The organism is Hymenobacter sp. BT559, assembly GCF_016427535.1.
In the GTDB taxonomy this organism is placed as follows: domain Bacteria; phylum Bacteroidota; class Bacteroidia; order Cytophagales; family Hymenobacteraceae; genus Hymenobacter.
The window spans coordinates 351452-376445 of sequence record NZ_JAELXV010000002.1; the positions used below are offsets into that span (position 1 = coordinate 351452).

The window sequence follows — 24994 nt, forward strand, 5'->3', positions numbered from 1 at the left end:
ACAAAAACGCGACATCAGTCGAGCCTGAAGACGCATGTTTTTCGACCCGAATCGCATACAAAAAGTGGCTTTAAGCACGCTGGCCGAACTGCTGCGCCAGCTGCTGCAAGGCCAGTAGCGTCAGAACCAGCGCGCCGCCTGCGCTCGCTAGTAGCCACCAGGCACCCGGTTCCTGCTGCAGGGTGCCGAGCAGGTTTCCCCAGCTAGGCACATCGGGGGGGCGCCCAACCCCCAGAAAGGCCAGCGTACTTTCTAAGCCGATGAGCCCCGCCAGGCTGAGCGGCGCGGTGGCCAGCAGCGGTCGGCACGCATGCGGCAGCGCGTGTCGATACCACACCCGCCAGGTAGGCAGGCCGGCTGCCCGCGCTGCTTCCACAAAGGGTAGCTCGCGCACGCGCAGCATTTGTGTCCTTACCTGGCTAGCCGCTTCGGGCCAGGCCACTAGTACCAGCAGCACCACCAGCTGCGGGGTGCCTAGGGCAGGGCCAGCCGCAAAAACTAGTACCAGTACCAATCGTGGTACGGCGCTCAGCAGCGTGAGCGCACTTTGGAACATCGCATCGAGAGGCAATGGCCAACCGGTGGGCTTAGCGGTGCGCGAGCGGCGGCGCCACCAAGCCAGTCCCGCCCCGCCCGCTAGTGCCAGCGAGCAGGGCCACCGGCCGGGTAGCGCCAGGGCCCACCAGCCCACTGCTACCCCGGCAAGCCAGACGGCCCAGGGCAGCCGCAGCCCCTTATTGCCCCAAAAGCCTGCGGCCCCTCCGGCCAGCGCTCCTACTAGTGTGGCCAATAATGCCGCGGGTAAACTACTGCTAACTACCTGCCGAGCGCCATATACCAGTTCAGTTAGTACATCGCGGCCTTGTGTGTCAGTGCCCAGCCAGTGCGCAGGGCTGGCGGCCCAACTAGGCGCTTCGGCCACGTGCTGCAAGTCGGGCACAGCCGGCAAAAATGCCAGGGGCAGCCACGGTGCCAGCAGGCCGGCACTCAGCACTAGCAGCAGCCAGCCCATTCCAAGCCAGAAGCCAACTGGGCGGGCATGAAAAAAGGCGAGACTCATGGTACTAGGCGAATGCGCGGGTCGGCCCAAGCATACAGGGCATCGGCCAAGGCTAATGCAAGTAGGCGGGCCAGGGCCGTAAAGAGCACACCCGCCACGACTACGGGGTAGTCGTGCATCGCTACCGCCTCGGCCAACAGGCGGCCAGTGCCAGGCAGCGCAAAAATTGTTTCGACTACCACGGCGCCGGCCACCAGTGCGGGCAGCAAGCCCGCCAACGCGGTGAGCAGCGGTAAAATGGCGTTTGGCAGGGCGTGCCTTCGTAGCAACTTGCCATTGCTTAAGCCCTTGGCGCGAGCGGTAGTGGCGTAGCCAGTACTTAGCTCGTGGCGAAGTGTGTGGGCCAGCAGCAGCGCTAACTCGGGTAGCACAGCCAGCACCAGCGCCAGCACCGGCAGCACCAGCCGGAGGGCGCGCTGGCCCCACAGTTCCTCATCATCAGGCGAGCCCGCATAGGCCGGTAAGATATTGAGCATATCGGGGTTGGCGAAGGCAAAAAGCAGCCCTAGGGCCAGTGCAAACAGCGGCAGGCCCTGTAGGCCCGTTAGCAATGTGTGCAGCCCAGCGCGCCAGCCCGAAAGTGCAGCCTGTGGCCCGTCGGCCAGCACCAGCCCTACGAGCAGCGCCCCCACAATAGCCCCTAAAAGGGCTAAGAATGTGAGTGGTATAGTGTAAGCCAGCGCAGCGCGCCAGCGCGGCCCAATGGGCTGGCCATCGCGAAAGGAAAGCCCTAGGTGGCCGTGCAGCAGCCCCACAAGCCACCGATGATATTGGTTATGTAGGCCGTGCCAGTGCCAGCTGACGGTCCCGGCCTGCTGCGTGCGCGTGGTGTAGAACAGAGGCTCCGCAAGCCCCAGGCGCTGCTCAATAGCCTGGCGAGCTTGATGCTGAATAGTATCCGCATCGGCCCGCAGCACGGCGGTGCCTAGGTTATCGGTTTCACCAAGCAGTAGGTCGGTAGCTTTGGCAGCATCTAGCCGGCTCAATAAAAATACTAAGGAGGCAATAGCCCAGGCGGCCAAGAACGCTCGCCCTACCTGCGCCGCTAGCCAGCGCCCTAATAGCCTCATTGCTGCGCCAGTACAGGGGCCGCATCAGTCCACGTCATGGTCGGCGCACTGTAGCCAGGCTTAATTGCCGACGGATATACGTTCTGGAGGCGCCGGTCGGTTACGAGGCGGTAGGGCAAGAAGAACAGGGGTACCAGCGGTGCTTGCTGCTGCAACATTACCTGAAAGCGTTGTAGCAACTGGCGCTTCTGAGCCGGCGTTTCGGCCGTCGCCACTGCCTCGATGAGCCGGTCGGTAGCAGGCGTTCCGAACTTCGAGAAATTTCCCTCCTGAACGTTGCGCGAATGCAGCATAGACGCGTAGTTAAAGGCAAACGGGTTGCCTTTTTGGATGCGTACATACATGTCAAAGTCACCCTCGCGGAGGGCAGTCGTCAGCAACGAACTTTCGGTAGGCCGCAGCTCTACGGGGATGTTAAGCTGCGTAGCAGCAGCCTTAAATTGGAGCGCAATAGTCTGAAACACGGGGTCTTCGGCGCGGTAGCGCAGGGCCAATGCCAAGTGCTCGGACTGGCCTTTGGCGGCTGGTCGCGTCCAGCCTGTAGGCCGGTGCTGCCAGCCTGCACGCTGCAGTAGCACCTGGGCTTGAGGCAAGTCATACGCGAGCAGGGGCAGGTTGCTGGCGTAGTAACGATGGTCGTTGGGGTGCACCAGGCCCACCGTGCGCTGGCCCTGGCCCAGCTGGGTCGCTTGCAGCAGCCGAGCAGGGTCAAACAGCCTGCTCAGCGCCTGGCGCGTCAGCGAGTCGCGTAGAAGAGGGCGGCGCGTGTTGAAGCCAGCCGTGACGACTTCGTAAGAAGTAGTAGTATAAAACGCGAAACGTTGCTGAGTAGCTGCTAATGCTTGCAGGCGTTTAAAATCGCGGGCCGATGCCTGAGGCAGTACATCTAGCTCGTGGCGCCGTAGCGCCAGGGTCGCCGTAGCATCATCCTTAATGATGCTGAAGTGCAGCTTAGTTGGCTTGGCTTGCAGCACAAGTGGCGCCGGACGCAAGCTGTCGGCCCACCAGTGCGTTTTGCGCTCAAAAGTCAGATACTGGTTTTTTTTCCACGCTGCCAATTTATAAGGGCCGCAGCCAGGCAAGCGTCCAGAATGGTCCTCTAGGTCGGCTTGCTGGTAGCGAGCTGCAAGAGCGGCTAGTGTGGGCTCGGCAGTGTTGGCAGTGGCCACGCTAGCCAATGAAAACTGGCGTAGGCTATGCTTAGAGTCGAGCGCATCTTCTGCTAGGATAGGGAATTCACCCGATTCGAAGCCGAATTCTGGCGCCTGGCCTCGGCACACCAGCGTAAAATGCCGGGGGTTGGTTGGGTCAAGCTTAATGTCGCGGATAAACCCAAGTTGCGTCCGAGCTTTTTCATTGGGTAAGCCGGGGCAAAAAATGAGCTTCAGCGTAAAGGCTACATCAGTAGCCAGCACCGGGCGGCCGTTGTCCCACGCTGCGGCGTGGCGCAGTTGATAACGCAAGTGCGTGAGCGAGTCACCTAGGAGCTGCATCCGGGGCAACGAGTCGGCAAGTGCCGGCGCATAAGTCCCGGTTGATAAGTCGACTTGCAGCAGGCTACAGTGAAGGAGCGTAGCAGCGTCAACTGCATTTTGGTTAGGCAAGGTCAGCGGTGATAAGCTCTCTGGGTCGCGATTCCAGCGAATACGTACCGTGCTATTTGCTTGCTTATCAGCTGGTAAGGAACACGAGCTAATGCTAGTCGCTAGCAACCATCCAAACCAAAAATATTTCATTTAACTACGCGGTGAAATAGCAACACCAGCAAGTTAATAAACTATCGGCTAACGGAAGCTTAGTCGTTCTCCCAACCGCTGCCACCGATTTTGCGCGAGGTAGCGTCGTTCTCCCAGCCGCTGCCGCCGATTTTGGTCGAAGTGGCGTCGTTTTCCCAGCCGCTGCCACCAATTTGGGTCGAAGTAGCGTCGTTTTCCCAGCCGCTGCCGCCGATTTTGGTAGCAGGTGCATCGCCGGTCAAAGTGGCGAATTGAATCAGGGCGATGATAAAGAGGTCAAACATGGTAGAGATGTTGAAAGGGTTATGAATTTGCTGCGGTGATTAACTGTGACAAAATTCCGATACCCGAGAGCCTCTCTAAAGGACAGTCTTATTGAAAATAAGACAATGTTTTAAATTAGATTTTTTATAACTCATTATAGGCAGAGCCACAAATGTATGTGATTGACTGTTATAAAAGCGCAACAGTATAACTAAATTTTTGCAAAAAAAAGTGGAAATTGTGACATCGCTTCGTTAAAGAAATCACACTTGTCCATATTACAAAATTCCTGTTTGGGCTTGGTGCTAGCAAGGACATATTACTTCTTTTTTTGCGTGTTACTTTTAAGGTCATAAAGCACGCAATAATGCGTTCCAAGCTCACTAGCACGCTTTTCCCATGAAGGAAGTCGCAAATTTGGCCCGAATTGTGACATTGCGCCGCCTCAAAAATGAGCCCTTGCTCGACTTGAACGGCCGGCAGCCAGGCAAAGAAGTACAACTGGCTACGCTGCTAGCAGCAGATGTAAATGTAACGTCCCTAGGTCTCGTTAAACAACTCTATGGCAAGCACACTAGTGCCAACCAAACGGCTTTTCTGCGACTACGTGTCAGGGTACAGGACAAGCTATTAAACCACCTTTTTTTCCTCGACCACTCCGATACGCGCCTTTTCGTCGCTCGCCGCTACGAATTAGAGTGCCTCGACCTGCTGCATAAAGTAACTATCCTGTACCTGGAAGGGGAGTATGTGCTCAGTGAGCGGCTGCTGAGGCGTTGTTTGCGGGCCGCCGAAAAGGGGGAGTTTACTAACTATGCCGAGCAGGCCTGCCACCGCCTCTGTACCCTATATGCGGGGCAGCGGCAGCAGCATAAGTATACCGCCGCCACTAAAAAGCTGCATAAGCTGCGTCAAATCCTGGCTTATGAGCACGAATCCGAAGAATTAGCCACGCAAATTAGCCTCACGATGAGGCGGCCCGTGGCAGTGCGCCAGGCCTTGCTGCCCAAAATGGCTGCCCACTTGGAGAAGGCCCAGCAACTACACCAGAAGGCTAAGACGTTTACCACTTTCCTAACGCTCTACCGACTACGCCTGGTGCAAGCAGGATTGGCCGGAGATTATAGCGAAATAATACGCTCTACCACAGCCGCTACGCAGATGCTGCGCAAAGGCAAGCTAAACGAGCGGCGTTTCGACCAGCGGTTTAATCAGTTTATGAGTGTGTACGCCCACTTGCGGGGGCGCCAGTACACGGCCGGGCTAAAGCTGGCCGAAGAATACGCCGCCAACCTGCACCCTACCTCCAATAACTGGTTCTATTACTACGAGCACTATATTCTGCTTGCGCTGCACGCCGGCGAATACGACAAAGCACTGCTCCTACTGCATACGGTGCATAAAAACCCTTCGCTCTCGAAGCAGCGGCCCGCGGCACAAGAGCGGTGGGGCCTGCTACAAGCCTACGTAGAGTTTGTGCAGCCGCCAGATAAGATACCGCTGCGCCGGCGCAATCAGCTAGCTATCTACGCCGCGCTGACGGTGCCCGAATACTCGCGCGACAAACGGGGCTACAACGTGGCTATCCTCGTTTTTCAGCTGCTACACTACCTGCGGCAGCGGTCGCTGGAGCCCGTGCTGGCGCGCCTCGAGCGCCTGCGCAAGTACCAGCAGCGCCACCTGCGCGATGCGGCTACTCTACGCAGCCGCCTGCTGCTGCGCCTGTTGCTACTGTTGCCCGATGGTGAGTTTAACCCCGCCGCCTTAGAAAAGCGAGGCCAGAACCTAGTGGCACAGCTGAGCCAAGCCCCCATGGTGGGCGAAGCCGATGCCGAAATTGAGATTATTCCTTATGAGCAAATCTGGACGCTGGTACTGGACATCTTGCGAAGCGGGGCGCCGGAGTAGCCCTAGGGCACCACTACTACTTCCTGGGTGGCGCAGTGGCTGTCGGCACAGTCGCCGGGGCCGTAGCCGCGTAGACTAAGGCGTACCGCGTAGCGGCCCGCCCGGCGAAAAGTGTGCTCGATGCGATGCCCTTGCTGGGTGGTGCCGTCGCGAAAGTCCCAGATGTAGGCAATGTTCTGGCACGTAGGCAGGCCCGAATCCAAGGCATCGAAGGTGATGGCCTGGCCTGCGTGCACCGTAGTTGTCGGAAAGCTAAAATTGATAACTGGCTGCGTGACCAGGTCTACCTCAAAGGTTTTTTCGGCCCGGCGTACTTCACCCGTTGCAGGCACCAGTACATCAAGTACTACTTGGTAGCGGGCGCGGCGCTTATAGCAGTGGTTGATGGTGAGGCCAGTCAGCGTGGTGCTATCGCCCATGCGCCACCGATAGAGTAGGTTGCCAGCAGCAGCATCGACGGAGCGGCTTGCGTCGAAATCGACGCACAGCTGCGGTAGTAGAGGGGGGCCACAGTCAGCCGCGGCCGATTGGGCCCGGGCAGCTTGCCCGGTGCCAACCGCCAAAACTACCGCACCTGCCAAAACACGAGAAAAATGCATACCTAGAACGAAAAGAGCCCGCCCACCAAGGTCCTAACTTGGCCAGCGGGCAGGCAAAGTAAAGCTGTCGACACAGGCGTCGTTAGAGGCGATTGAGGCGCTGCAAGACATTGCGCAGGTACGTTTGCCCCACAGGAATGTATTTGTCTTTGATTAGCAATGAGTTATCTTCCAGGGCCTGAATGCAGTTGATGTTGGCAATGAAGGAGCGGTGGACGCGCAAAAACTGCGAGGGAGGAAATTTTTCCTCGATGGCGCGCATGGTGCTGTACACTATCAGCTTGCTTTGAGTCGTGACGATGTGCACATAGTCACCTAGGGCCTCTACGTACTGCACCTCCCGAAAATCTACCCGCACCAGCTTCGTGTCCATCTTCACAAACGTAAAGTCAGGCTCTGTTGCCGAAGTGGGCACTGGGCTGAGCCCATCGGCTTCGGCCGTGCGCTCGGCCGTGATGTTTTCGAGCACCTTATGCGCAGCTTGTAGAAAGCGCGGATAGGACAAAGGCTTGAGCAGATAGTCCGCAACTGCGAATTCAAACGCTTGCACCGCGTAGTGGTCACTGCTGGTAATAAGCACCACTTGAGGTAGCTCGGGCTGCAGGCGTAGCAACTCAAGGCCCGACATCAAGGGCATTTCGATATCCAGAAAAAGCACGTCGATGGGCTGCGTCTGAGTACGCAGTACCTCAGCGGCTTCAATGCCACTGGTGCACGAGCCAACGGCTTGCAGAAAGGGCGTGTTAGCGATGCAGTTTAATACTATTTGCACCGATAGTGGGTCGTCATCTACCACCAAGCAGCGCAAAGGCGGGAGGGAAGTGATAGGGTCTGGTAGCGGAGTAGCCATAACAGGTGGATGGTTTATAACGGAGGGCAGGTAAGAGCGAAAAATTGTATAAATTTAATAAGGGGGGCTGCGCATTAGCTAAAAAAGGAGCAATCTTTTACGAAAATTAAATGAAGGTATGATGTAGAGTTCACTAGCTGTCGTAAAAGAAAAAGATACCTATACCCGGTTAAGCACGCTCTTCTAAATGCGGGTATAGCTGCCCTAGTTGCTGCCGAATGGCAAGCAGCAGCGGCTCGCAGTGCTGGCAATCGTGGCGGCGGGCACTGCGCTCCAGCTCATCTAGCTGCGTATGAAGCACTGGTACGCCAAAATAGGCTACCTGCCCCTTGAGCTTGTGCGCTACTTGGGCCACCTTGGCATCATCATCGGGAAAAGCGGCGGTCAGTACTTCCTCCAACACGGGCGCTTCCTTTAAAAAAGTATTGATAATCTGCTTGATAAAGGCTTCATTGCCACAGGCCAACTCCTCGAGCAGCTGCCAGTCGGGGCGCAGCGTGGCCGGTGGGGCAGTAACAGGTTCGCCTAGGTTAGCTGGTGGCACTTCGGTATCGGTAGGGGTGGTGACCTGCCGGCCGGTGAAGTACGCGAGCCGGGCGTGCAGCAGGGCGGGGTCGAAGGGCTTGGCGAGGGTATCATTCATGCCGGCGGCCAGGGCGAGGCCACGGTCTTCAGGTAGTACCGAGGCCGTGAGGCCAATGATGGGCAGGCGGCGCTCGTCGGGAAAGAACTCGCGCAGGGCGCGGGTGGCGGCGTAGCCATCGAGCTCAGGCATTTGCACATCCATCAGCACGGCGTCGAAGGGCTCGGTGGCCTGGGTAGCCTGCTCCACAGCCAGGCGCCCATTGGTAGCAATAACCACCTGCACGTTCCAGTTTTCTAGGGTTTTGCGAGCCACTAGCTGGTTTAGCTCGTTGTCTTCGGCTACCAGCACACGCAGTGCTGGCTCGAAAGCTGGCAGTGGGCCGGCGTGCACCTCAGGCTGCGCCAGCGTGGCATCGGCAATCGGATAAGTGAGCTCAAAAAAGAACTCTGAGCCTACTCCCTCGATACTGCGCACGTTCAGTTGGCCGCCGTGTAGCTGCACGAGGTTGCGAGCAATACTCAAGCCTAGGCCCGTGCCCCCAAACTCGCGCGTGGTGCTGGCATTGGCCTGCGAAAAATCCTCAAAAATGGCATTGAGCTTCGTAGCAGCAATGCCAATTCCAGTGTCTTGCACCGCAAAGCGCAAGGCCACGTGCTCGGCGTCGGGGGCAGGCGGAATACCCAAGCTTACGTGCACCGTAACGCTGCCCTGGCGCGTGAATTTCAGTGCATTGCTGACTAGGTTGACCAGTACTTGTTGCAGGCGAGTGGGGTCGCCGAGCACGGCGGCGGGCACTTTGGGCGCTACTTCTACTTGCAACTGCAAGCCTTTGCTATCGGCCGCGTACCGAAACATAGTGCTGAGGCGGCGCACGGCATCGGGCAGGCGGAAGGGAATTTGCTCCAGCGTTAGCTTGCCGGCCTCCATTTTGGAGGAGTCCAGAATATCATTGAGAATGACCAGCAAGTTCTGCGACGATGAGCCGATGGCCGTGAGGTACTCGGCCTGCTCGCGGGTGGGCTGCGTGTTTTGGAGCAGGTTGGTGAGGCCAATGACCGCGTTCATCGGGGTGCGGATTTCGTGGCTCATATTGGCCAGAAATTGGGCTTTGGCTCGGCGCGAAGCCTCGGCCGCATCCCGGGCCACCAGCAGTTCCCCATTCATTTGCTCGATGTGCGCGTTTTTCTGGCGCAGTTCGCTGGTGCGCTGCCGCACCGTGCGCTCGAGTTGGGCTCGCTGGTGGCGCAGCAGGCGCTCACGGCCTCGCACTACTAGTACGGCGGCGCCCAGCACGGCCAGCCCCCCTAGAGCCAGCACCCAGGGCCGCTGCCACCAGGGCGTAGCAATGCTGAAGCGCGTGCTCACTACCGGGCTCCAGGCAGTGGCGGCCGGGCTGGCGTAGCGGGCTCGCACATCGAGCGTGTAGTGGCCCGCGCCCAGGCCCACAAATTGGGCCTCGCCTGCTGGGCTGGGGCGGCTCCAGTCGGTAGAGAGACCGTGCAGCCGATATTGGTAGAGTAGCGGTGCATCGCCCGCCGCCAAGCTCAAGCCCTGAAAAGTGAAGCTAACGCGGTGCTGCTGCGCCGAAAGCTCGCCAATAGCCATGGGCAGGCGGCTTTCGCCGTCTACTTCTGCCCCTGTGAGGGCCAGGCTGGGCGAAGCCGCCGTGTGGGCAAGCCACGTTAGCAGCGCAGGCACATCAAGACGCAGCAGGCCAGCCTGGGTAGCAACCCAGGCTGCGGGCTGGTACCCTCCCTGCACTGCCGCGGCTGGCAAGAAATTCCGAGCTAGGAGCTGGATAGGCCGCCCCGTGCGCTGGCGGGTATTGAGCAAGGTGAGCGCTTGTGGGTGCACCAGTAGCAAATGCTGACCTAAGGGCACCATAGCCAGGGTGTAGTCGTCGAGCGAGCCGGCCGACCCCGCTCCTAAGGCCGAAAACTGGCGGGCGCCCCTTGGCAAGTAATAGAGCCCTTGGCCCTCAGTGCCGACCCAAATGGCACCTAGGTTATCTTCTGCGAGGGCGTTGACTGCCAGGCCGCTGGCGTGCACCCGATAGTGCCGAAAGCGCCGGCTGCCTGGCTCCCAGGCCGACAAGCCGGTGCCGTGCGTGCCTATCCACACCCGACCGGTGCGGTCGGCCAGTAGCGTATAAATCTGATTGTGCAGCAAGCCATTAGCCGTTGTGAAATGCACGGCCGGCACCGTGGCTACCCCCGTGGGCGACAGTGGCAGATAGTAAACGCCATCGGCCACGGTGCCCACCCACAGCCCCGAGCCTGGCGCGTAGGCCAGGGCCGCTACTGCTAGCCCTGGCGGCAAGCCCGGCACATGGGCCGCTGGGGCGCCGGGTGCAGCGGCCGTCCACACGCCCCCTTGCCGTCGGCCTTCCCACACGCCGCCACCTAGGGCGGCTGGGCGGGTCAAAAAGGTACGCACCGGGGCTGCCAACGTACTGCTGCTGCCGGCGCTGGCAGCAGCAGTATGTGTTAGGTTGTCAAGTACAAAAAAGCGTGTGCCTGCCGTGCCCCAAAGGGCCGCCCCGGCTGTTGGTGCCAGGGTGGCGCCCTCCGCGGCGTAGTTGGTAGGCAGGGGCACTAGGGTCGCAAACCGGTCGCTGTGCCGCCACAAGCCTTGGCCAGCGGTGCCTAGCCACGCGTTACCATCTCGGTCTTCGAGCAGGCACCTAGGGGTAACATCGGCGGGCAGCTGCAAAGGATAGCGGCGCAGGTAGGCCCGCAGGCGTGCCGTGTCGGCCGCCGGTGGGCCAGGGGGCGGGGGGCGCCAGCCCCTAGGCAAGGCCGCCGTAGCCGCTATGGCTTGGAAAGCGGCGCCTGGAGTGGTGCGTAGCGAGCGTCCACCCTGGTTGTGGGCTACCCACAGGCGACCGGTGCCGGGCTCTTCCCACAGGCCAGTCACAAAGTTCTCGGCTAGGCCATCTTGAGTGGTGAGCGTGACGAAGCGCGCCCCATCGTACCGCACCAAGCCCTCGGCAGTACCTAGCCACAGGTAGCCTTGCCGGTCTTGGAGCAGGCAGTAGATAAACGGCTGGCTAAGGCCATCGGCGGGCCCAAACTGGCGCACAAAGGCGCGCGGTGCAGGCAGTGGCGCAGCCTGCACCAGCCCGCCCAGCAACACCAGGAGCAACCCCGCTACCAACCCGCGCAAACGGGCAGTAAGTACAACGAATACAGAACAAAAGCGCACGAGCCAGGCGCTGGCCTATTGCCAGCCATCTTATCTAGGTCTGCAAATTAACCAAGTGCTGCGGCGAGCTGCCGGGGAGCAAGCCGAGTAGGGATGTTTGCTCGCTCAGTGTAACGATTTTATCGCTGACGATTAGAAGGCTAGGTTAATGACCGGTCGTGGCTATCACGCGAAAGGCGGTAGGCCCGCCGGTAGGCTGGGGCGTGCTGCTGGCTATCGATGCCACCGGCTGTCCTAGGGCAGCCGTACTGAGGCGCGCGCGCGCAATGCCGTGGCTGGTAAGGTAGGCCAAGATGGATTCGGCCCGTTGCTGGCGCAGGTCGTTGCTGGCGTTGGCATCACCTTGGCCGCTTAGCTCCAGGCGCAGGGCCGGCTGCTCGGTAAGAAGCTGCTGGAGGCGAACAAGCTCGGCGGCGCTTTCGGGGCGTAGGTCGGCTTGGTCAGGGGCGAAGAAGATGTTGCGCAGCTCTACCAGGGTACCAAGCGTGGGGCGGTTCAGGGCCACGTCTTGCTGCCGCTCGGCGTAAGGTGCGTCGGTGGCCAGGTTCACATTTTCTGAGTAAAGCAGATAGCCGGTCTGGCGCACCGCCACGCCGTAGTTCAGGCCCGAGGGCAGGCTAATGAGGTAGCGCCCGGTGGCCGCATTCGACTGGTACGTGGCAATTACTTCGCCCTTCTGGTTGTCAATTACCTCGATGGTGGCGGCCAGGGGGGCCTTGCTTACGGCATCGGTTACCACGCCTTTTAGCACGGTTACGTGCGCCAGCGTAGCGGCCGCCGGGGTAGGGGCGGCCGTGATTTTGGTAGCCGACGCAGTTTTGGCGGGCGCCGTAGGAGTTTTGACACCTAGGACGGTGCCTGGCTTAGCCTTGGCCGGGGTTTTGGGGGCCGCGGCTACCGGGGCTGGGGCAGGCTCGGGACCGAGGAACGTGACGCGATAGATGTCCTTGCCGCCCAGGCCGCCCGGCTGGTCGGAGGAATAGTAGCCGTGCTGGCCCGAGGCCGACAGCACGAAGTACACATCATCGTCGGGGGTGTTGATGGGCCAGCCTAGGTTTTCGGGCTCGCTCCACTGGCCCTTCGCGTTGAGGGTCGATTTGAAGATGTCGTAGCCGCCCATCGAGTCGTGGCCCTTCGATGAAAAATAGAGCGTCTTGCCGTCGGGGTGCATAAAGACGCCTTCCTCATCATAGGGCGAGTTGATAACCGGCCCTAGGTTCTCGGCGGGAGTGCGAGCATCGAGCTCTAGGCGGTAGATGTCGCGGCCGCCGCGGTTGCCCTCGGGCCGGTCGCTCACAAAGTAGAGGTACTTGCCATCGGGCGAATAGCAGGCCGCCGATTCGTGATACTTCGTGTTGAGGCGGGGGCCTAGGTTCTTGGGTTTGCTCCAAGTGTTGCCCACCAGGTTCGACTCGTAGATATCCCCTTCATTATCCTCCATGTATACCAGTAGGCGCTGGCCATCGGCCGAGAGGCCCACGGTGGCATCGTGGCGGGCCGTGTTTACGGGGGCACCTAGGTTGCGGGCCGGGCTCCAGTTCGAGCCGGTCCAGTCGCTCTGGTAGATGTCTTCCAGCATGCCATCGCCCTCAGCATCGATTTGGCCGCCCGTCGAGCCCGCCCGGCGCGAGGTTAGGAGCAGCACTGACTCGTCGGCCGAGATAAGCGGGGCGTAGTCCGACATGGCCGAATTGATGTTAGGGCCAGCATTTTCCAGCTTCACGCGCACCGGGTGGGCTTGCATTTGCTGGCCGCGGTGGCACTCGCGCACGCCGCGAGCCAGGTCGTCAGTGGTCACGGCTACGTCGTCGCTGGTAGCATCGGCGGCTACCGGGCGGGCCTGCTCATACTCCTTAATAGCAGCTTCCCACTGCCCGCCTAGGTGCAGGGCGCGAGCCAGCAAGTAGTGAAGCCGGGGCTCGGCGGTTGCATCGAGCTGCTGGGCACGCTGCAAGTAGGGTAGGGCTTCTTGCTTCGTAGCAGAGTGCAAGTAGCACTCGCCAATTTTGGCATTAAGTAGCGCATTCTTCGGATTGAATTTTTGCGCCCGCAGGTAGTGCGGTAGCGCGGCGCCAAACCGCGCTGGGTCGGCTCCCATTTCGTGGTCGCCTAGCTCAACCTCGCGCTGCGCAAGCTTGAGCCCTTCTTTGTCGATAGTAAACTGCTCTTTTGTGAAGGGAATGCTTTGCGCCTGCACTAAGCCAGCACTAAATCCTAAAAGGCCACAGGAGAGGATAATAGAGCGTGTAGAGATAGCCATGTAGTACGTTGGAAAAACACTAGAAAAACCGCCGGAAATAGCCGCCTAGGGCAATGGCTTTTAGCCATTGGATAGTTAAAGGCAAGTAGCTGCGACTTTCTATTTATTAGGATTATAATAAGATTAAAATAACGTATTAGTGTATAGTCAGCCTAAAGATAAAGCATAAAAAATGCAAAATGACCAGGCTGTTTGCGGCCTGGTCATTTTGCAAGGGGGAGACGCCAATCGGCTACCTTATTCGAGTACTACGCGGCGGGCGGCGGGCGTGCCGTTTGCTGGGCGATAAAGCAGGTTGTAGAGGCCCGGCGCGAATGGCAGCGCCAGGGTACGCTCGATGGCAGCGCCGGTCTGGGTAAGCTGCTGCTGCCACACCACGCGCCCTAGGTTGTCGACGAGGCGCAATTCGACGTTGCCCGCGTAGGCCGGCAAACGCAGATTTAGGCTGGTGCCGCGTGGGGTGGGGGTGGGCCACGCCTCTAGCCCAACGGCGTTGGCCGCCGAGGTTAGGCTTAGCAAGCTATTGCCTACCTGAATGTTATCCAGGTAGAGGTGGTTGCCAAAGTCATTGTAGCCGATAAACCGGATGATGACCACCTTGCCGGCGTAGGGCGTGAGGTCAACTAGCTCCTGGCGCCAGTCGCTGCCCGATGTTGGTACAAAGTAATTGGGGGTGCTGGCGCTGGTGGCGAGGCCATTGGTGGCGCCCTTGCTGTAGGGCTTGCCCAGCACCGTGCCGGTGCAGGCATCAACCACCTGGATGCTAAGCGAATCGATATCGGTAGGTGTGTCCCCGGCTTTCATCGCAAAAGGCCCATAGGCCAGGTCAAACAAAAGCTTAGGGCTAGCTACCCCCGTCAGGTTGATGGCCGGGGTGTACACGGCAGGCCGCTCGCCGCGGCTGTCGTCGTCGGCAAAAGGTGCCCGCAGTGCCCGGCTAGCCACGCCCGACCGCCCAATGATGTCATCGACCAGCGACCAGGCGTATACGCTGGGGCGCACCAGCGTCCAGCCGCGCGGTAGGGTGGTAGTGTTGTCAAAAGACTCCGCAAAGGGCAGCGCCCTCCCATCTACATCAATGATGACGCTGCGCGTGACTGTGCCGTACCCATTAGTCACCGTGAGGGTGGCCGTGTACGAGCCCGCCGCTGCATATGTAACGACCCCGGGGTTAGCCGCGGTAGAGCTAACGGGCGAGCCTCCCGGAAAGCTCCAGGCGTAGGTAGTGGGGCAGTAAAGCGTGGTGCTACTAAACGTGATGTTGCCGCCGCGGCAAATACTGGTACTGCTGGCCATGATGGAGGCCTGCGGGGCGCGGCCTGAAACGAAAACGTAGCCCGTATCGGTGCGGACGGCGGTGCTACCGGCGCTGCTCACGCTCAGCGTGACCGGGTAGTGGCCCGGCGTGCTGTAGGTCACAAGCGGATTGCGCAGGGTGGAAGTAGCCGGTGTGCCGCCTAAAAACGTCCAGGCATAAGATGCGGCGCCCGCCTTGAAGAGCGACGTGTCGGCGTATTGCACCTGCAGGCCAGGGCAGCCGGTAGCCGGGCTCGAATTGAAAAGAGCAACTACACTCGGCGTGCTGGAGGTTACGGCAATGTCGTCGAAGGCGCGCCCACGGCGCGTGGCGTCGGTGGTGCCAGTGCCGGTACCGTATTGCTGAAACTTGATGCGAATAGTGGCCCCTAGGGTCAGGCCATTAGTCGCCACAAACTGCGTGAGGTTGACGACGCTGGTCTGGTAGCTGGTCGTGGAGTTGGTGGCGAGGTCGTAGAGGCGGTACCACGTCGTGCCCCCATCCACGCTAAGGGCTACGCCATCGGTGCGGCTGGTGCCGTTGCCGGTGTACGAGGCGGGCATGACCTCATTGGTCTCAGCCACGTACTTGCGGTGCCTAAACGACAACTGCAAGTTACTGCCCGCGGCCGCCGGCGTCACGTAGCAAACGGCTTCGGTAAGGCTTTGCAACTGGCTAACTTCTGAATCGAGTACCAACTCGTACTTGCCCGAGGCGGCACCTAGGCCGCTCGCTACCCGCACGCGCCCGGCGCGGTAGGTGCTCACGGTCCAGTTGAGCGGCAATGCCGTTTTCTCAAGGTCCTCGATGTAAGGCGTGGCGGTGGCCGCCACCGGCCCATACACCGCCGTGTAGGCGTCGAGCAGGCCAGGTCCAGTGAGCGGGTCGGTGGCCGTGGTGCCAATGAGGCGGGCCGAGCTAGTGAGGCGAGCGTAAACCTGGGTGGCCGTGAGCGACGGCTCGGAGGAGCGCAGTAGCGCGGCTACGGCCGCGGCGTGCGGCGCCGCGGCCGACGTGCCGAAGAAGTTAGGAAAGCCATTGCCTTCGACATCAGACCCAAAAAACGAAGTGTCCGTGCCGTCTACCGAGGCAATGTTGGGCTTTTGCCGAGTTTCTACTGTTGCCAGCGCCGTGCCCGTGGGGCTGAATAAGAAAGGCAGCGCGCCACCTTTCGAGGTGTAGCTCGCGGGCGTTTGCTGCGCATAGTAGGGCACCGCCGCCACTGCGTAAGCCGCGGCAGCCGCGGCGTGCCCCGAAATGGTGCTGCTGCCCGTGCGCCACTCGCTGAGCACCGCGCCCGAGCCGTAGTCAATGTACTTGACGCGGGTGGGCGCCACCCCGCCCCGCACCACTATCACGAGGTCGAAAGTGGTAGTGCCCGTGGCGGCGGTGTTAGTGTAGTCGAAGGTTTCGATGGGGTATTGCAGTGCAATATTGTTGTTGGTGCCGCGCGCTACCGTGTCGCCCGCCGTGCCGTTAGTCACAGCAATGAGGTACATGTCTAGGTTAGTTTTGACCCCGTTTGTAGTGTAGAAAGGGTCCGACCATTGCAGGAAAGGTCGGAAGGAGTTGGTAGCCTCTATTGTGATGCGCTGCGTAACGTCGGTGGTCGTGTTAGTCGTGTTGAAGTTGAGCAGCGGCCTGGTACCACCCGTTGGCGTCACAAATTGGGGTGTGGCGTTTTCGTAGCTAGCATCGCCATTATTGCCGGCCGAGGAAAAGTAGCTTACGCCGCTCTGCGTCACCACTTGGTTTACGGCCTGGGCTACCACGCCATCCTGAAAGAAGGGCTCGGTCAGGTAGCGCACATCGTCTACTATCACCTGGCAGTTGCCTAGGCTAGGGTCGGCCAGGTCCCGAATGTGCTGGGCAAAGACGCCCTCGCCGCCATTAGCCGTGTTAAATGCCAGCGCCGCCCCCGGCGCCAGGTCATAAATGAGCTGGCACATGGCCCGTCCTTCATCAGTAGTGCTGCCCTCGGTGAGTACCTGCACCCCCGCGGGCGGCAGGTCGCCTGCGGCCACATCAGCCGCCGCGCCATCTAGAAAGTCAAAGGAGTCGCTCAGTACCCCGATTTTAATGCCGCTGCCACTCACGTTTTTGGGGCGAGTGGCGCGGGTGCGCGCTGCCTCCAGCACGTAGTCGGCCTGGCTGGTCACCACGCCGGCGTGGTATTGAGGCTCGTAGGCACTTAGCACTCCTAGCAAGCCTTGCTTGGCGAGGGCTTCTACGCCTCGGCCATCGCCGCTAAGCTGGCTGACTGGCAGCAGACCTTCCACGAAGTGCAGCTTAGGATACGACGCCGATACCACGAAGCCCCGCTGCTGTAGGCTAGGTAGCAGTGCATTTACATCCTGCGCCGTGATGCGCACCAGCACCGTGGGCGCCGTGCTCTTGCCAAACGTAAGTTCGGGGTGGCGGGCACGCAAGCTTTGGCTGGTTGGCGCCCCCGCGCTTTCCTGGTAAAGGCGCTGCAAGTCGGCATCTAGGTGGGGGTTGGTGCTGGCATTAGCCCCTAGGCGCTGGCTACTGGCAGTGCCCGGGGCCGCAGGCTTCGGGCGAGCGCGTAGCAGTTCGGCCGTGGGGCGTGGCGAGCCAAGGGGCTGCGTGCCCGTTTGGGCGCTCGCCCGTGGGCCTAGGCTAGCCCAGGCGGCCAAGCCCAGCAGCAGTCGCCCGGTAAGAGTAAGTAGTTTAAGAGCCAAAATAGTAGCAAAATGAGTGGGTGATTAGGCAAGGGTATCTACCTAAGAGCAGCAGGCACCTAGGAAGATATACGGCAAAAGGTGGCCAGAAAATGAACGTAAGGCTACGAACCTTTTGGGTGGCTGCCTGCTTATGAAAAGCGGCACCGCGCGTGCCGTATTTTTGCGAAGAAATAAACGGATTGTCCGCCGTTTCAGTCCAATTAATTTTACCTTATTATGGCTGTTTATCCCGAATACATGGTCGCTCCCATTCGCCAAGACTTGGTAGAAGCGGGCTTCGAACAACTGATGTCGCCGCAGGAAGTAGATGCGGCTCTGGCCCCGACCGAAGGCACCGTGCTGGTAGCCGTGAACTCGGTGTGCGGCTGCGCCGCTGGCAAAGCCCGCCCGGCCCTCAAGCTGGCCCTGGCTAGCGCTGAGAAAAAGCCCACCAAGCTGGTGACCGTTTTTGCCGGTATGGAGACCGATGCCGTGGCCAAAATGCGCGAGCATATGCTGCCCTACCCGCCCTCTTCGCCCTGCATCGGCCTGTTTAAGGATGGCGAGCTGGTGCACATGATTGAGCGCTACCACATCGAAGGCTCTGACATGATGCGCATTGTGAACAACCTGCAAGGCGCATTTGAAGAATACTGCTAGCTGGCCCCGCCGCGCTCGCCTAGGTGAGCGCCCGGCGTGAGCTACACGAAAAAGGGCCGCCAACTTGGCGGCCCTTTTTCGTGTGCTTTGGTTCTGTATTGGCAGTTGCAAGCACCTAGGGCTTGCGAGCGTTAGGCTTAGTTGGCCAGCACTCTAAACTCGGTACGCTGGTTGCGCTGGCGGTCGCCGTCGAGGGCGCTGGCCCGCAGCGGAATGCTGGCTCCGTAGCCCATCACCGTCAGCCGCTCAGTCTTGATTTTGTGCTCGGTCAGGTAGGCGGCAATTACCTGGGCGCGGCGCTTGGTCAAGGCCACGCCTTCTTCGTAGTCGCCGGTGCCATCGCTGTGGCTGCTGATTTTTACTTTCAGCTTCGGCTTGTCGCCTAGCAGCTTCACCAGGCGCTCTAGCTCCGCTGTGCTTTCGGGGCGCAGCTTGGCGGTGCCGGGCTCAAAAAACACGTTGTTCAGCAAGATATTAGTGCCCGGCTCCAGCTTTTGCAGCCGGAAATTGCGCACCGTTTCCGGAAAGCCCATCCGCGCGGCTAGGTTCACATTTTCGGAGTGGAAGGGGTAGGCGTTGTTGCGCAACACTAAGCCGTAGTTGGTGCCGGCCGGTAGGTTTACCGAGTAGCTGCCCTCTGGGGTGCAGTGCAGGGTGGTGATGAGCGACCCGTTCTCATTATCAAGCACGTCAATGTTGGCCATTACGGGCTTGCCGCTGGCCACGTCCAGCACAGTACCGTGCAGCGTTATTTCCGTTACGGCCACGGGCATGGGCGCGGCAGGCAGGGTGCTGGCAGTAGCAGGCTCTTCCTCGTCCTCGGTCAGCCGCTGGGCCAAGCGCAGTGTATCGGTGCTAGCAGCAGCAACATGGGCCAGCGAATCGGGCGCTACTTGTGCTAAGGCGGGGCGTAGGCTCCCGAGGAGTAGCGCCGCTGCCAGTAGCCCGCGTAAGGGTAGTTTCATAGCTGGTGGGTGAAGAATAATGGCTCAGGTTAGCGCTGCGGCGAAAGCAAAAAGGCAAGCAAGCCGCAGCACAAGTAGTTAAGAAGTTGCCGCTTACGAGGTAGATTCAGCCAGTGTTCAGCTTTAACTACTTGCAGAAGCGAAAAAATATGTTGGATAATAGGACGAATATAGTACACTATAGATGGCTGAGAAAAGGATAGTTCTTTATTTTTTTAGTATCATTTCGCCAGCTAATCAGGCTTATAGAACTATTTTAAGAGACGGAGTAGCTAAGGATATAAATAGACCTGAATGGATATAATAGGCACGTAAAAAAGCCCCGCACGGTAGTGCGGGGCTTTAGCTGACCTAGAGAAGTAGCCTAAGCTAGTTGGCCACTTCGCTCAAAAACTTGATGCGGACTAGGCGTACTTCTTCCTCTGTGAAATCATCGACACCTAGCTCCTGCATGGCCGTGGCAATGTTGTCGGTGGTAGCCGTCATAAAGTAGTCGTAAATCTCCTCCTGCTTGTCCTCGTCCACCGCTTCCCGGATGTAGTAGTCCAGGTTCAGGCGCGTGCCCGAGTAGCAGATATGCTCAATTTCTTCCATCAGGTCGGCCATCGAGATGCCCTGGCTCCGGGCAATGCCGGTCAGGTCCATTTTCTTGTCAATCTGCTGGATGATATAGATTTTGAGCTTCGAGCGGTTCACCGTCGACTTAATAATCACGTCGGCCGCCGTCTCTATCTCGTTTTCTTCCACGTACTTCTTAATCGCCGCCACGAAGGGCGCCCCAAACTTCTGGGCCTTGCCCTGGCCTACGCCCGAAATGTGCGTCAGCTCGTGCAGGCTCTGGGGGTAGGTGGTGGCCATCTCCTTCAGGCTGGGGTCCTGGAAGAGTACGTAGGGCGGCAGGTTTTTCTGCTTGGCTACTTGCTTGCGCAGCTCTTTGAGTTGAGTAAACAGCGCCTCATCGTGGCCAGCGGCCTGCTGAGTCTTCTCCTCATCTTCTTCCTCCTGCTTTTCGGCCTCGAAGTCGTGGTCTTTGGTCAGCGTCATGCGCTGCGGGTTCTCGATAAAATCGATACCCTTTTCGGTAATGTGCACCAAGCCAATCGAATCGATATCCTTCTCTAGCAGCCCATTGAGCAAGCATTGGCGCAGCACCGACAGCCACAGTTGCATGTCGCCGCTCAGGGCCTTGCCCTGGCCGTATACCGGCAACCCATCGTGTCCATAGCTGTCGATGTGCGGGTTGCGCAGCCCTAGGAGCACCTGTGCAATGTGGTCGAGACCAAAGCGCGCTTCTGTTTGCACCACCGCCCGCAGCGCTAGGCCCACGTGCTCGGTGCCGTCGAATTTCTCCTTCGGGTGGCGGCAGTTGTCGCAAAAGCCACAGTCCTGGTCTAGGCTCTCGCCGAAGTAGTGCAGCAGCTGGCGCCGCCGGCACACCGACGACTCCGAGTAGTTCGTCATTTCTAGCAAGAGCTGCCGGGCGTTGTCGCGCTCGGTCACAGGCTTGTCTTTGCTGAATTTTTCGAGCTTCAGAATATCATCGTAGCTGTAGAACATCAGGCAGTTGCCTTCTAGGCCATCACGGCCGCCGCGGCCGGTTTCCTGGTAATAACCCTCGATGCTCTTGGGCGCGTCGTAGTGAATAACGAAGCGCACATCGGGCTTATCGATGCCCATACCGAAGGCGATGGTGGCCACAATCACGTCGCATTCCTCGTTCAGGAAGGCGTCTTGGTTGTGCATGCGCGTGTGCGGGTCGAGGCCGGCGTGGTAGGGTAGGGCGCGCACGTCGTTCACGCGCAGCAGCTCGGCCACTTCTTCTACCTTCTTACGGCTCAGGCAATAAATAATACCCGCCTTGCCCTTGTGCTGCTGCACATACTGGATGAGCTGCTTTTTGGTATTACGCTTGGCGCGCACCTCATAGTAGAGGTTAGTGCGATTAAACGAGGTCTTGAAGACGCTCGCATCGTCCATGTGCAGGTTTTTCTGGATGTCGAGCTGCACCTTGGGCGTGGCCGTGGCCGTGAGCGCAATAAGCGGAATCTTGCCCCCTAGGTTATCAATGATGCCGCGAATCTTGCGGTACTCGGGACGGAAGTCGTGGCCCCATTCTGAGATGCAGTGCGCCTCGTCGATGGCTACAAACGAAATGCTGGCTTTTTGGAGAAAGGCAATAGTGTCTTCCTTGGTCAGGCTTTCGGGCGCTACATATAAAAGCCGCACATCGCCCGCAATCACGTCTTTTTTGACGCGATTCATTTCCGTCTTCGTTAGTGTCGAATTGTACACCTGCGCGTTCACGCCAAAGGCCGCCAATTGGTCGACCTGGTTTTTCATGAGCGCGATGAGCGGCGAAATAACAATGGCCGTGCCCGGCAGCACCAGCGCTGGCAGCTGGTAGCAGAGGCTTTTACCCGCGCCCGTGGGCATAATAACGAAGGTATTATGCCCAGCTAGAATGTTTTGAATAACAGCTTCTTGCGTTCCTCTGAATTGCCCAAAACCGAAAACTTCCTTGAGTTTGGTCTTTAAATGGGCGGCCGGCGCGAGCGGCTCCGCAGTAGCAAGCAATGGCATAGAATAGCGGCGGGGTGATAAAGAAGCGTGAAGGTGCTAAACGAAGATAAGGACAAAGTGAATTTTTTGCGAAATATTAGCGTTTAAGCGCAACTTTTTTAGGAAAGCCCTGGTAGCTTTTCCCTCAATACCTTACGCCTGCCAGGCCGGGCTAAACAGCCGTGGCTTGGCCGCCAAGCCGTAGTTTTGGCCGTGCATCCGATTTCCGATTTCCCCGTGTTGCCCGCGCCCGTCGATGTGCTGGCCGTGGCCCGCCAAGTGCTGCTGGAAGAAGCCGACGCTCTGCGCGACGTGGCCCAGGCCGTAGCCGCCACCCCCGACTTCGCCCGCTGCGTAGCCACACTGCTGAACCTGCGGGGCCGCGTAGTAGTCACGGGCGTAGGCAAAAGCGCCCACATTGCCAGCAAACTGGTGGCTACTCTCAACAGTACTGGCACGCCTGCCTTATTCATGCACGCCGCCGACGCCATCCACGGCGACCTAGGTATGATTCAGGCCGAGGACTTCGTCATTGCTATCAGCAAAAGCGGCGACACGCCCGAAATAAAGGTGCTCGTGCCGCTGCTGCGCCGCAAGGGGGTGCCGCTGGCTGCCCTAGTCAGCAACGCCGACTCGTACCTGGCCCGCCAGGCGGCCTACGTGCTGCACGCCCCCGTGCGGCGCGAGGCCTGCCCCCATGACCTGGCGCCTACTACCAGCACCACGGCCGCCATGGCCCTAGGCGATGCTCTGGCCGTGTGCCTGCTCGAATGCCGGCAGTTTTCGGCCCAAGACTTTGCACGGTTGCATCCCGGTGGCACGCTGGGCAAAAAGCTTTACCTAACGGTAGGCGACCTCAGCCGCCAAAACCAGCGCCCGCAAGTAGGCCTAGGTGCCTCGTTGCGCGAAGTGCTACTCGAAATATCGGGCAAGCGCCTAGGGGCCACCGCCGTGCTCGACGCAGCTGGCAAGCTGGCTGGCATTATCACCGACGGCGACTTGCGGCGCATGTTGGGCCGCGGCCCGCTGGCCGACCTAGAGTCGCTGACTGCCAAGGATATTTTGACGCCGCAGCCGGCCACCATTGCGCAAAGTGATTTTGCGGCCGAGGCATTGCGCCGCATGCAGGAGCGCAACATTACCCAGCTCATTGTGCTCGATGAAGGTCAGTTTGCGGGCTTCATTCACCTACACGATGTACTGCGCGAAGGATTGGTATAACTAAAACTCGCTAACTTCACCCATTCCTAGTTACCTACGTCGCTGCTCGCTGTTTTGCCCGCTCCGGTTCTCTCGCTTCTAATTCCGGCCTATAATGAGGCTGCGCGGCTAGGTGCTACCCTAGGTCAAGTGCTGGCTTACCTCCACACGCAGCCCTATCCCAGTGAGTTAATTGTCGTAGATGATGGTTCGACCGATGGTACGGTAGCTGTAGCTGAAGAATACTTTGCTTCCCACGCTGGTCGGGTGGCTACGCGCGTGCTCAGCTACACCCCCAACCGGGGCAAGGGCTATGCCGTGCGGCGGGGGCTGCTGGCCGCGCGCGGGGCCATCGCCATCTTCTCCGACGCCGACCTTTCGACGCCTATTGAAGAAACCCCCGCGCTGCTAGAGCCTATTCTGGCCGGTGAGTGCGATGTAGTATTTGGCTCGCGGGCCCTCAACGACGAGTTGGTAGGCCAGCACCAGCCGTGGTTGCGCGAGCAAAGTGGCCGGTTTTTCAACCGAATGGTGCGCCTAGCTACCGGTATGCCTTACGCCGATACGCAGTGCGGCTTCAAAGCCTTTCGGCTCGATGTGTGCACGCCCGTGATAGAAAGCGCCCAGCTCGACCGCTTTGGCTTCGATGTGGAACTGCTCTTTCTCGCTTACGAGGCCGGCCTGCGCTTGCGCGAGCAGCCCGTGCGCTGGAACGATGTTGCGGGTAGTAAAGTCGGTATCCTCAGTGGGTTGCACGGCTTTCGTGAGCTTTGGGCCTTGCGCCAATATAGCCGGCGTGGCTGCTACGACGCTGCCCTGGCTCGCACCCGGGCTCTAGTGGTCAGCCAGGCTATTATACCAGGTGTGCCTATATAGTAATGGTAACGTAACCGTTGGGGTCGCTACATTTGTGGTTACACCTAGTTTATGTTGAAATGAATAACACCTATCTCGTGGTGATGGCAGGTGGCATTGGCAGCCGTTTCTGGCCCTTTAGCCGCACCCAGCATCCCAAGCAGTTTCACGATGTACTCGGGGTAGGCCGCTCGATGTTGCAGTTAACGGTTGACCGCTTCCGGGGTATTTGCCCGCCCGAAAATGTATTTGTGGTCACCAACCGTGACTATGTGAACTTGGTACAGAGCCACTTGCCCGACCTGCCCGCCGACCAGATTCTGGGCGAGCCCATCGGCCGCAACACGGCTCCCTGCGTGGCTTACGCCAGCTACCGTATCGCTCAGCGCGACCCTAAGGCTACTATTATCGTCTCGCCCGCCGACCATGCCGTGCTACGCGAGGAAGAGTTTCGCCGCCTTATCCGCGAGGCGATAACGGCGGCGCGCCAACATGATGTGCTCATCACGCTTGGCATTCAGCCCTCGCGCCCCGACACGGGCTACGGCTACATCCAGTACATGGATGGCGCCGAAAACCGCTTGGAGGGCAACGACCTGCACAAAGTCAAAACCTTTACCGAGAAGCCCAATAGCGAGCTGGCGCGCATGTTCTTGGAGAGCGGCGACTTTCTTTGGAATGCGGGCCTCTTCATCTGGCAGGCCGAGAATATTCTGCGTGCTTTCCACAACCTGCTCAGCGATGTGGCCGAGGTATTTGACGAGGGCGCGGATAAGCTCGGTACCCCCGACGAAGCTGCGTTTATCGACGAGGCCTATGCCCGGTGCCGCAACATCAGCATCGACTACGGCATCATGGAAAAGGCGGATAACGTGTACGTGCTGCCCGCCGATATCGGCTGGAGCGACCTAGGTACTTGGGACTCGCTACACCGCGTAGGTCAGCGCGATATCCAAAACAACGTGATTGACGGCGATGTGATGCTCTACGATACCCAGGACTGCATCATCAAAACGCCTTCGGAGCGCCTCGTGGTAGTGCAAGGCTTGGAAGGCTACATCGTGGCTGAGCACGACAACGTACTGCTCATCTGCCAGCGCTCGGAAGAGCAGCGCGTGAAAGACTTCGTGGCCGATGTGAAATCTAAGAAGGGCGGCGGCTACCACTAGGTGTATTTAGTAGCCCTAGGCTGACACGAAAACGCCCCGCGAGCAACGTGCTCGCGGGGCGTTTTCGT

At 59.4% G+C, this 24994-nt stretch carries 16 protein-coding genes; 5 read left to right on the forward strand and 11 right to left on the reverse strand.

Features of this window, described 5'->3' with window-relative positions:
- Positions 1-70 precede the first annotated feature (70 nt).
- From JAO77_RS08120 to JAO77_RS08135, 4 genes are all read right to left on the reverse strand, one after another.
- Positions 71-1060: an ABC transporter permease gene (locus JAO77_RS08120; RefSeq protein ID WP_198989837.1), complete on the reverse strand. Its 990-nt coding sequence runs from the start codon at positions 1058-1060 to the stop codon at positions 71-73.
- Positions 1057-2130 (reverse strand): ABC transporter permease subunit, encoded by a 1074-nt coding sequence (locus JAO77_RS08125; protein ID WP_198989838.1) that lies wholly within the window; start codon positions 2128-2130, stop codon positions 1057-1059. Before JAO77_RS08125 ends, JAO77_RS08120 begins: the two co-directional genes overlap by 4 nt.
- The gene (locus JAO77_RS08130; protein WP_198989839.1) at positions 2127-3734 is read right to left on the reverse strand and encodes an ABC transporter substrate-binding protein; all 1608 of its coding nucleotides are present in this window, start codon (positions 3732-3734) and stop codon (positions 2127-2129) included. The genes JAO77_RS08125 and JAO77_RS08130 overlap by 4 nt, the downstream gene beginning before the upstream one ends.
- 191 nt (positions 3735-3925) lie before the next feature.
- Entirely contained in the window at positions 3926-4150 is a 225-nt protein-coding gene (locus JAO77_RS08135) for a hypothetical protein (RefSeq protein ID WP_198989840.1), read from the reverse strand.
- 379 nt (positions 4151-4529) lie between these two features.
- Between JAO77_RS08135 and JAO77_RS08140 the strand changes: the two genes are divergently transcribed.
- A complete protein-coding gene (locus tag JAO77_RS08140; protein WP_198989841.1) occupies positions 4530-6038 on the forward strand; it encodes a hypothetical protein in 1509 nt (502 codons plus the stop codon).
- A gap of 2 nt (positions 6039-6040) precedes the next feature.
- On the opposite strand, the gene JAO77_RS08145 is transcribed toward JAO77_RS08140, so the two are convergent.
- The 5 genes from JAO77_RS08145 to JAO77_RS08165 form a co-directional block, all read right to left on the reverse strand.
- On the reverse strand, positions 6041-6637 hold the full coding sequence (locus JAO77_RS08145) for a PKD domain-containing protein (RefSeq protein WP_198989842.1): 597 nt from the start codon (positions 6635-6637) through the stop codon (positions 6041-6043).
- A gap of 82 nt (positions 6638-6719) precedes the next feature.
- Positions 6720-7487, reverse strand: a complete 768-nt coding sequence (locus JAO77_RS08150) for a LytR/AlgR family response regulator transcription factor (RefSeq protein WP_198989843.1) — start codon at positions 7485-7487, stop codon at positions 6720-6722.
- A gap of 169 nt (positions 7488-7656) precedes the next feature.
- Positions 7657-11277 (reverse strand): hybrid sensor histidine kinase/response regulator, encoded by a 3621-nt coding sequence (locus tag JAO77_RS08155; RefSeq protein ID WP_198989844.1) that lies wholly within the window; start codon positions 11275-11277, stop codon positions 7657-7659.
- Between the two features lie 145 nt (positions 11278-11422).
- Positions 11423-13537: an OmpA family protein gene (locus tag JAO77_RS08160; RefSeq protein ID WP_198989845.1), complete on the reverse strand. Its 2115-nt coding sequence runs from the start codon at positions 13535-13537 to the stop codon at positions 11423-11425.
- 237 nt (positions 13538-13774) lie between these two features.
- Positions 13775-17536 (reverse strand): PKD domain-containing protein, encoded by a 3762-nt coding sequence (locus JAO77_RS08165; protein WP_198989846.1) that lies wholly within the window; start codon positions 17534-17536, stop codon positions 13775-13777.
- Positions 17537-17755: 219 nt separating this feature from the next.
- Here JAO77_RS08165 and JAO77_RS08170 point away from each other — a divergent pair, with 219 nt between their 5' ends.
- Complete coding sequence (locus JAO77_RS08170) at positions 17756-18178, forward strand: BrxA/BrxB family bacilliredoxin (RefSeq protein ID WP_144848531.1); 423 nt, start codon at positions 17756-17758, stop codon at positions 18176-18178.
- Positions 18179-18315: 137 nt separating this feature from the next.
- On the opposite strand, the gene JAO77_RS08175 is transcribed toward JAO77_RS08170, so the two are convergent.
- Together JAO77_RS08175 and recQ are read right to left on the reverse strand one after the other, a co-directional pair.
- Complete coding sequence (locus JAO77_RS08175; RefSeq protein WP_198989847.1) at positions 18316-19143, reverse strand: OmpA family protein; 828 nt, start codon at positions 19141-19143, stop codon at positions 18316-18318.
- 369 nt (positions 19144-19512) lie between these two features.
- Positions 19513-21723, reverse strand: coding sequence for a DNA helicase RecQ (gene recQ, locus JAO77_RS08180; protein ID WP_198989848.1), 2211 nt, complete (start codon positions 21721-21723; stop codon positions 19513-19515).
- Between the two features lie 201 nt (positions 21724-21924).
- On the opposite strand from recQ, the gene JAO77_RS08185 reads away from it, so the two are divergent.
- From JAO77_RS08185 to JAO77_RS08195, 3 genes are read left to right on the forward strand one after another with little or no spacing between them, the layout of a single operon-like run.
- Positions 21925-22923, forward strand: coding sequence for a KpsF/GutQ family sugar-phosphate isomerase (locus JAO77_RS08185; RefSeq protein WP_370550085.1), 999 nt, complete (start codon positions 21925-21927; stop codon positions 22921-22923).
- Between the two features lie 54 nt (positions 22924-22977).
- Positions 22978-23778, forward strand: a complete 801-nt coding sequence (locus JAO77_RS08190) for a dolichyl-phosphate beta-glucosyltransferase (protein ID WP_198989849.1) — start codon at positions 22978-22980, stop codon at positions 23776-23778.
- A gap of 59 nt (positions 23779-23837) precedes the next feature.
- Positions 23838-24926: a mannose-1-phosphate guanylyltransferase gene (locus tag JAO77_RS08195; protein ID WP_198989850.1), complete on the forward strand. Its 1089-nt coding sequence runs from the start codon at positions 23838-23840 to the stop codon at positions 24924-24926.
- Positions 24927-24994 lie beyond the last annotated feature (68 nt).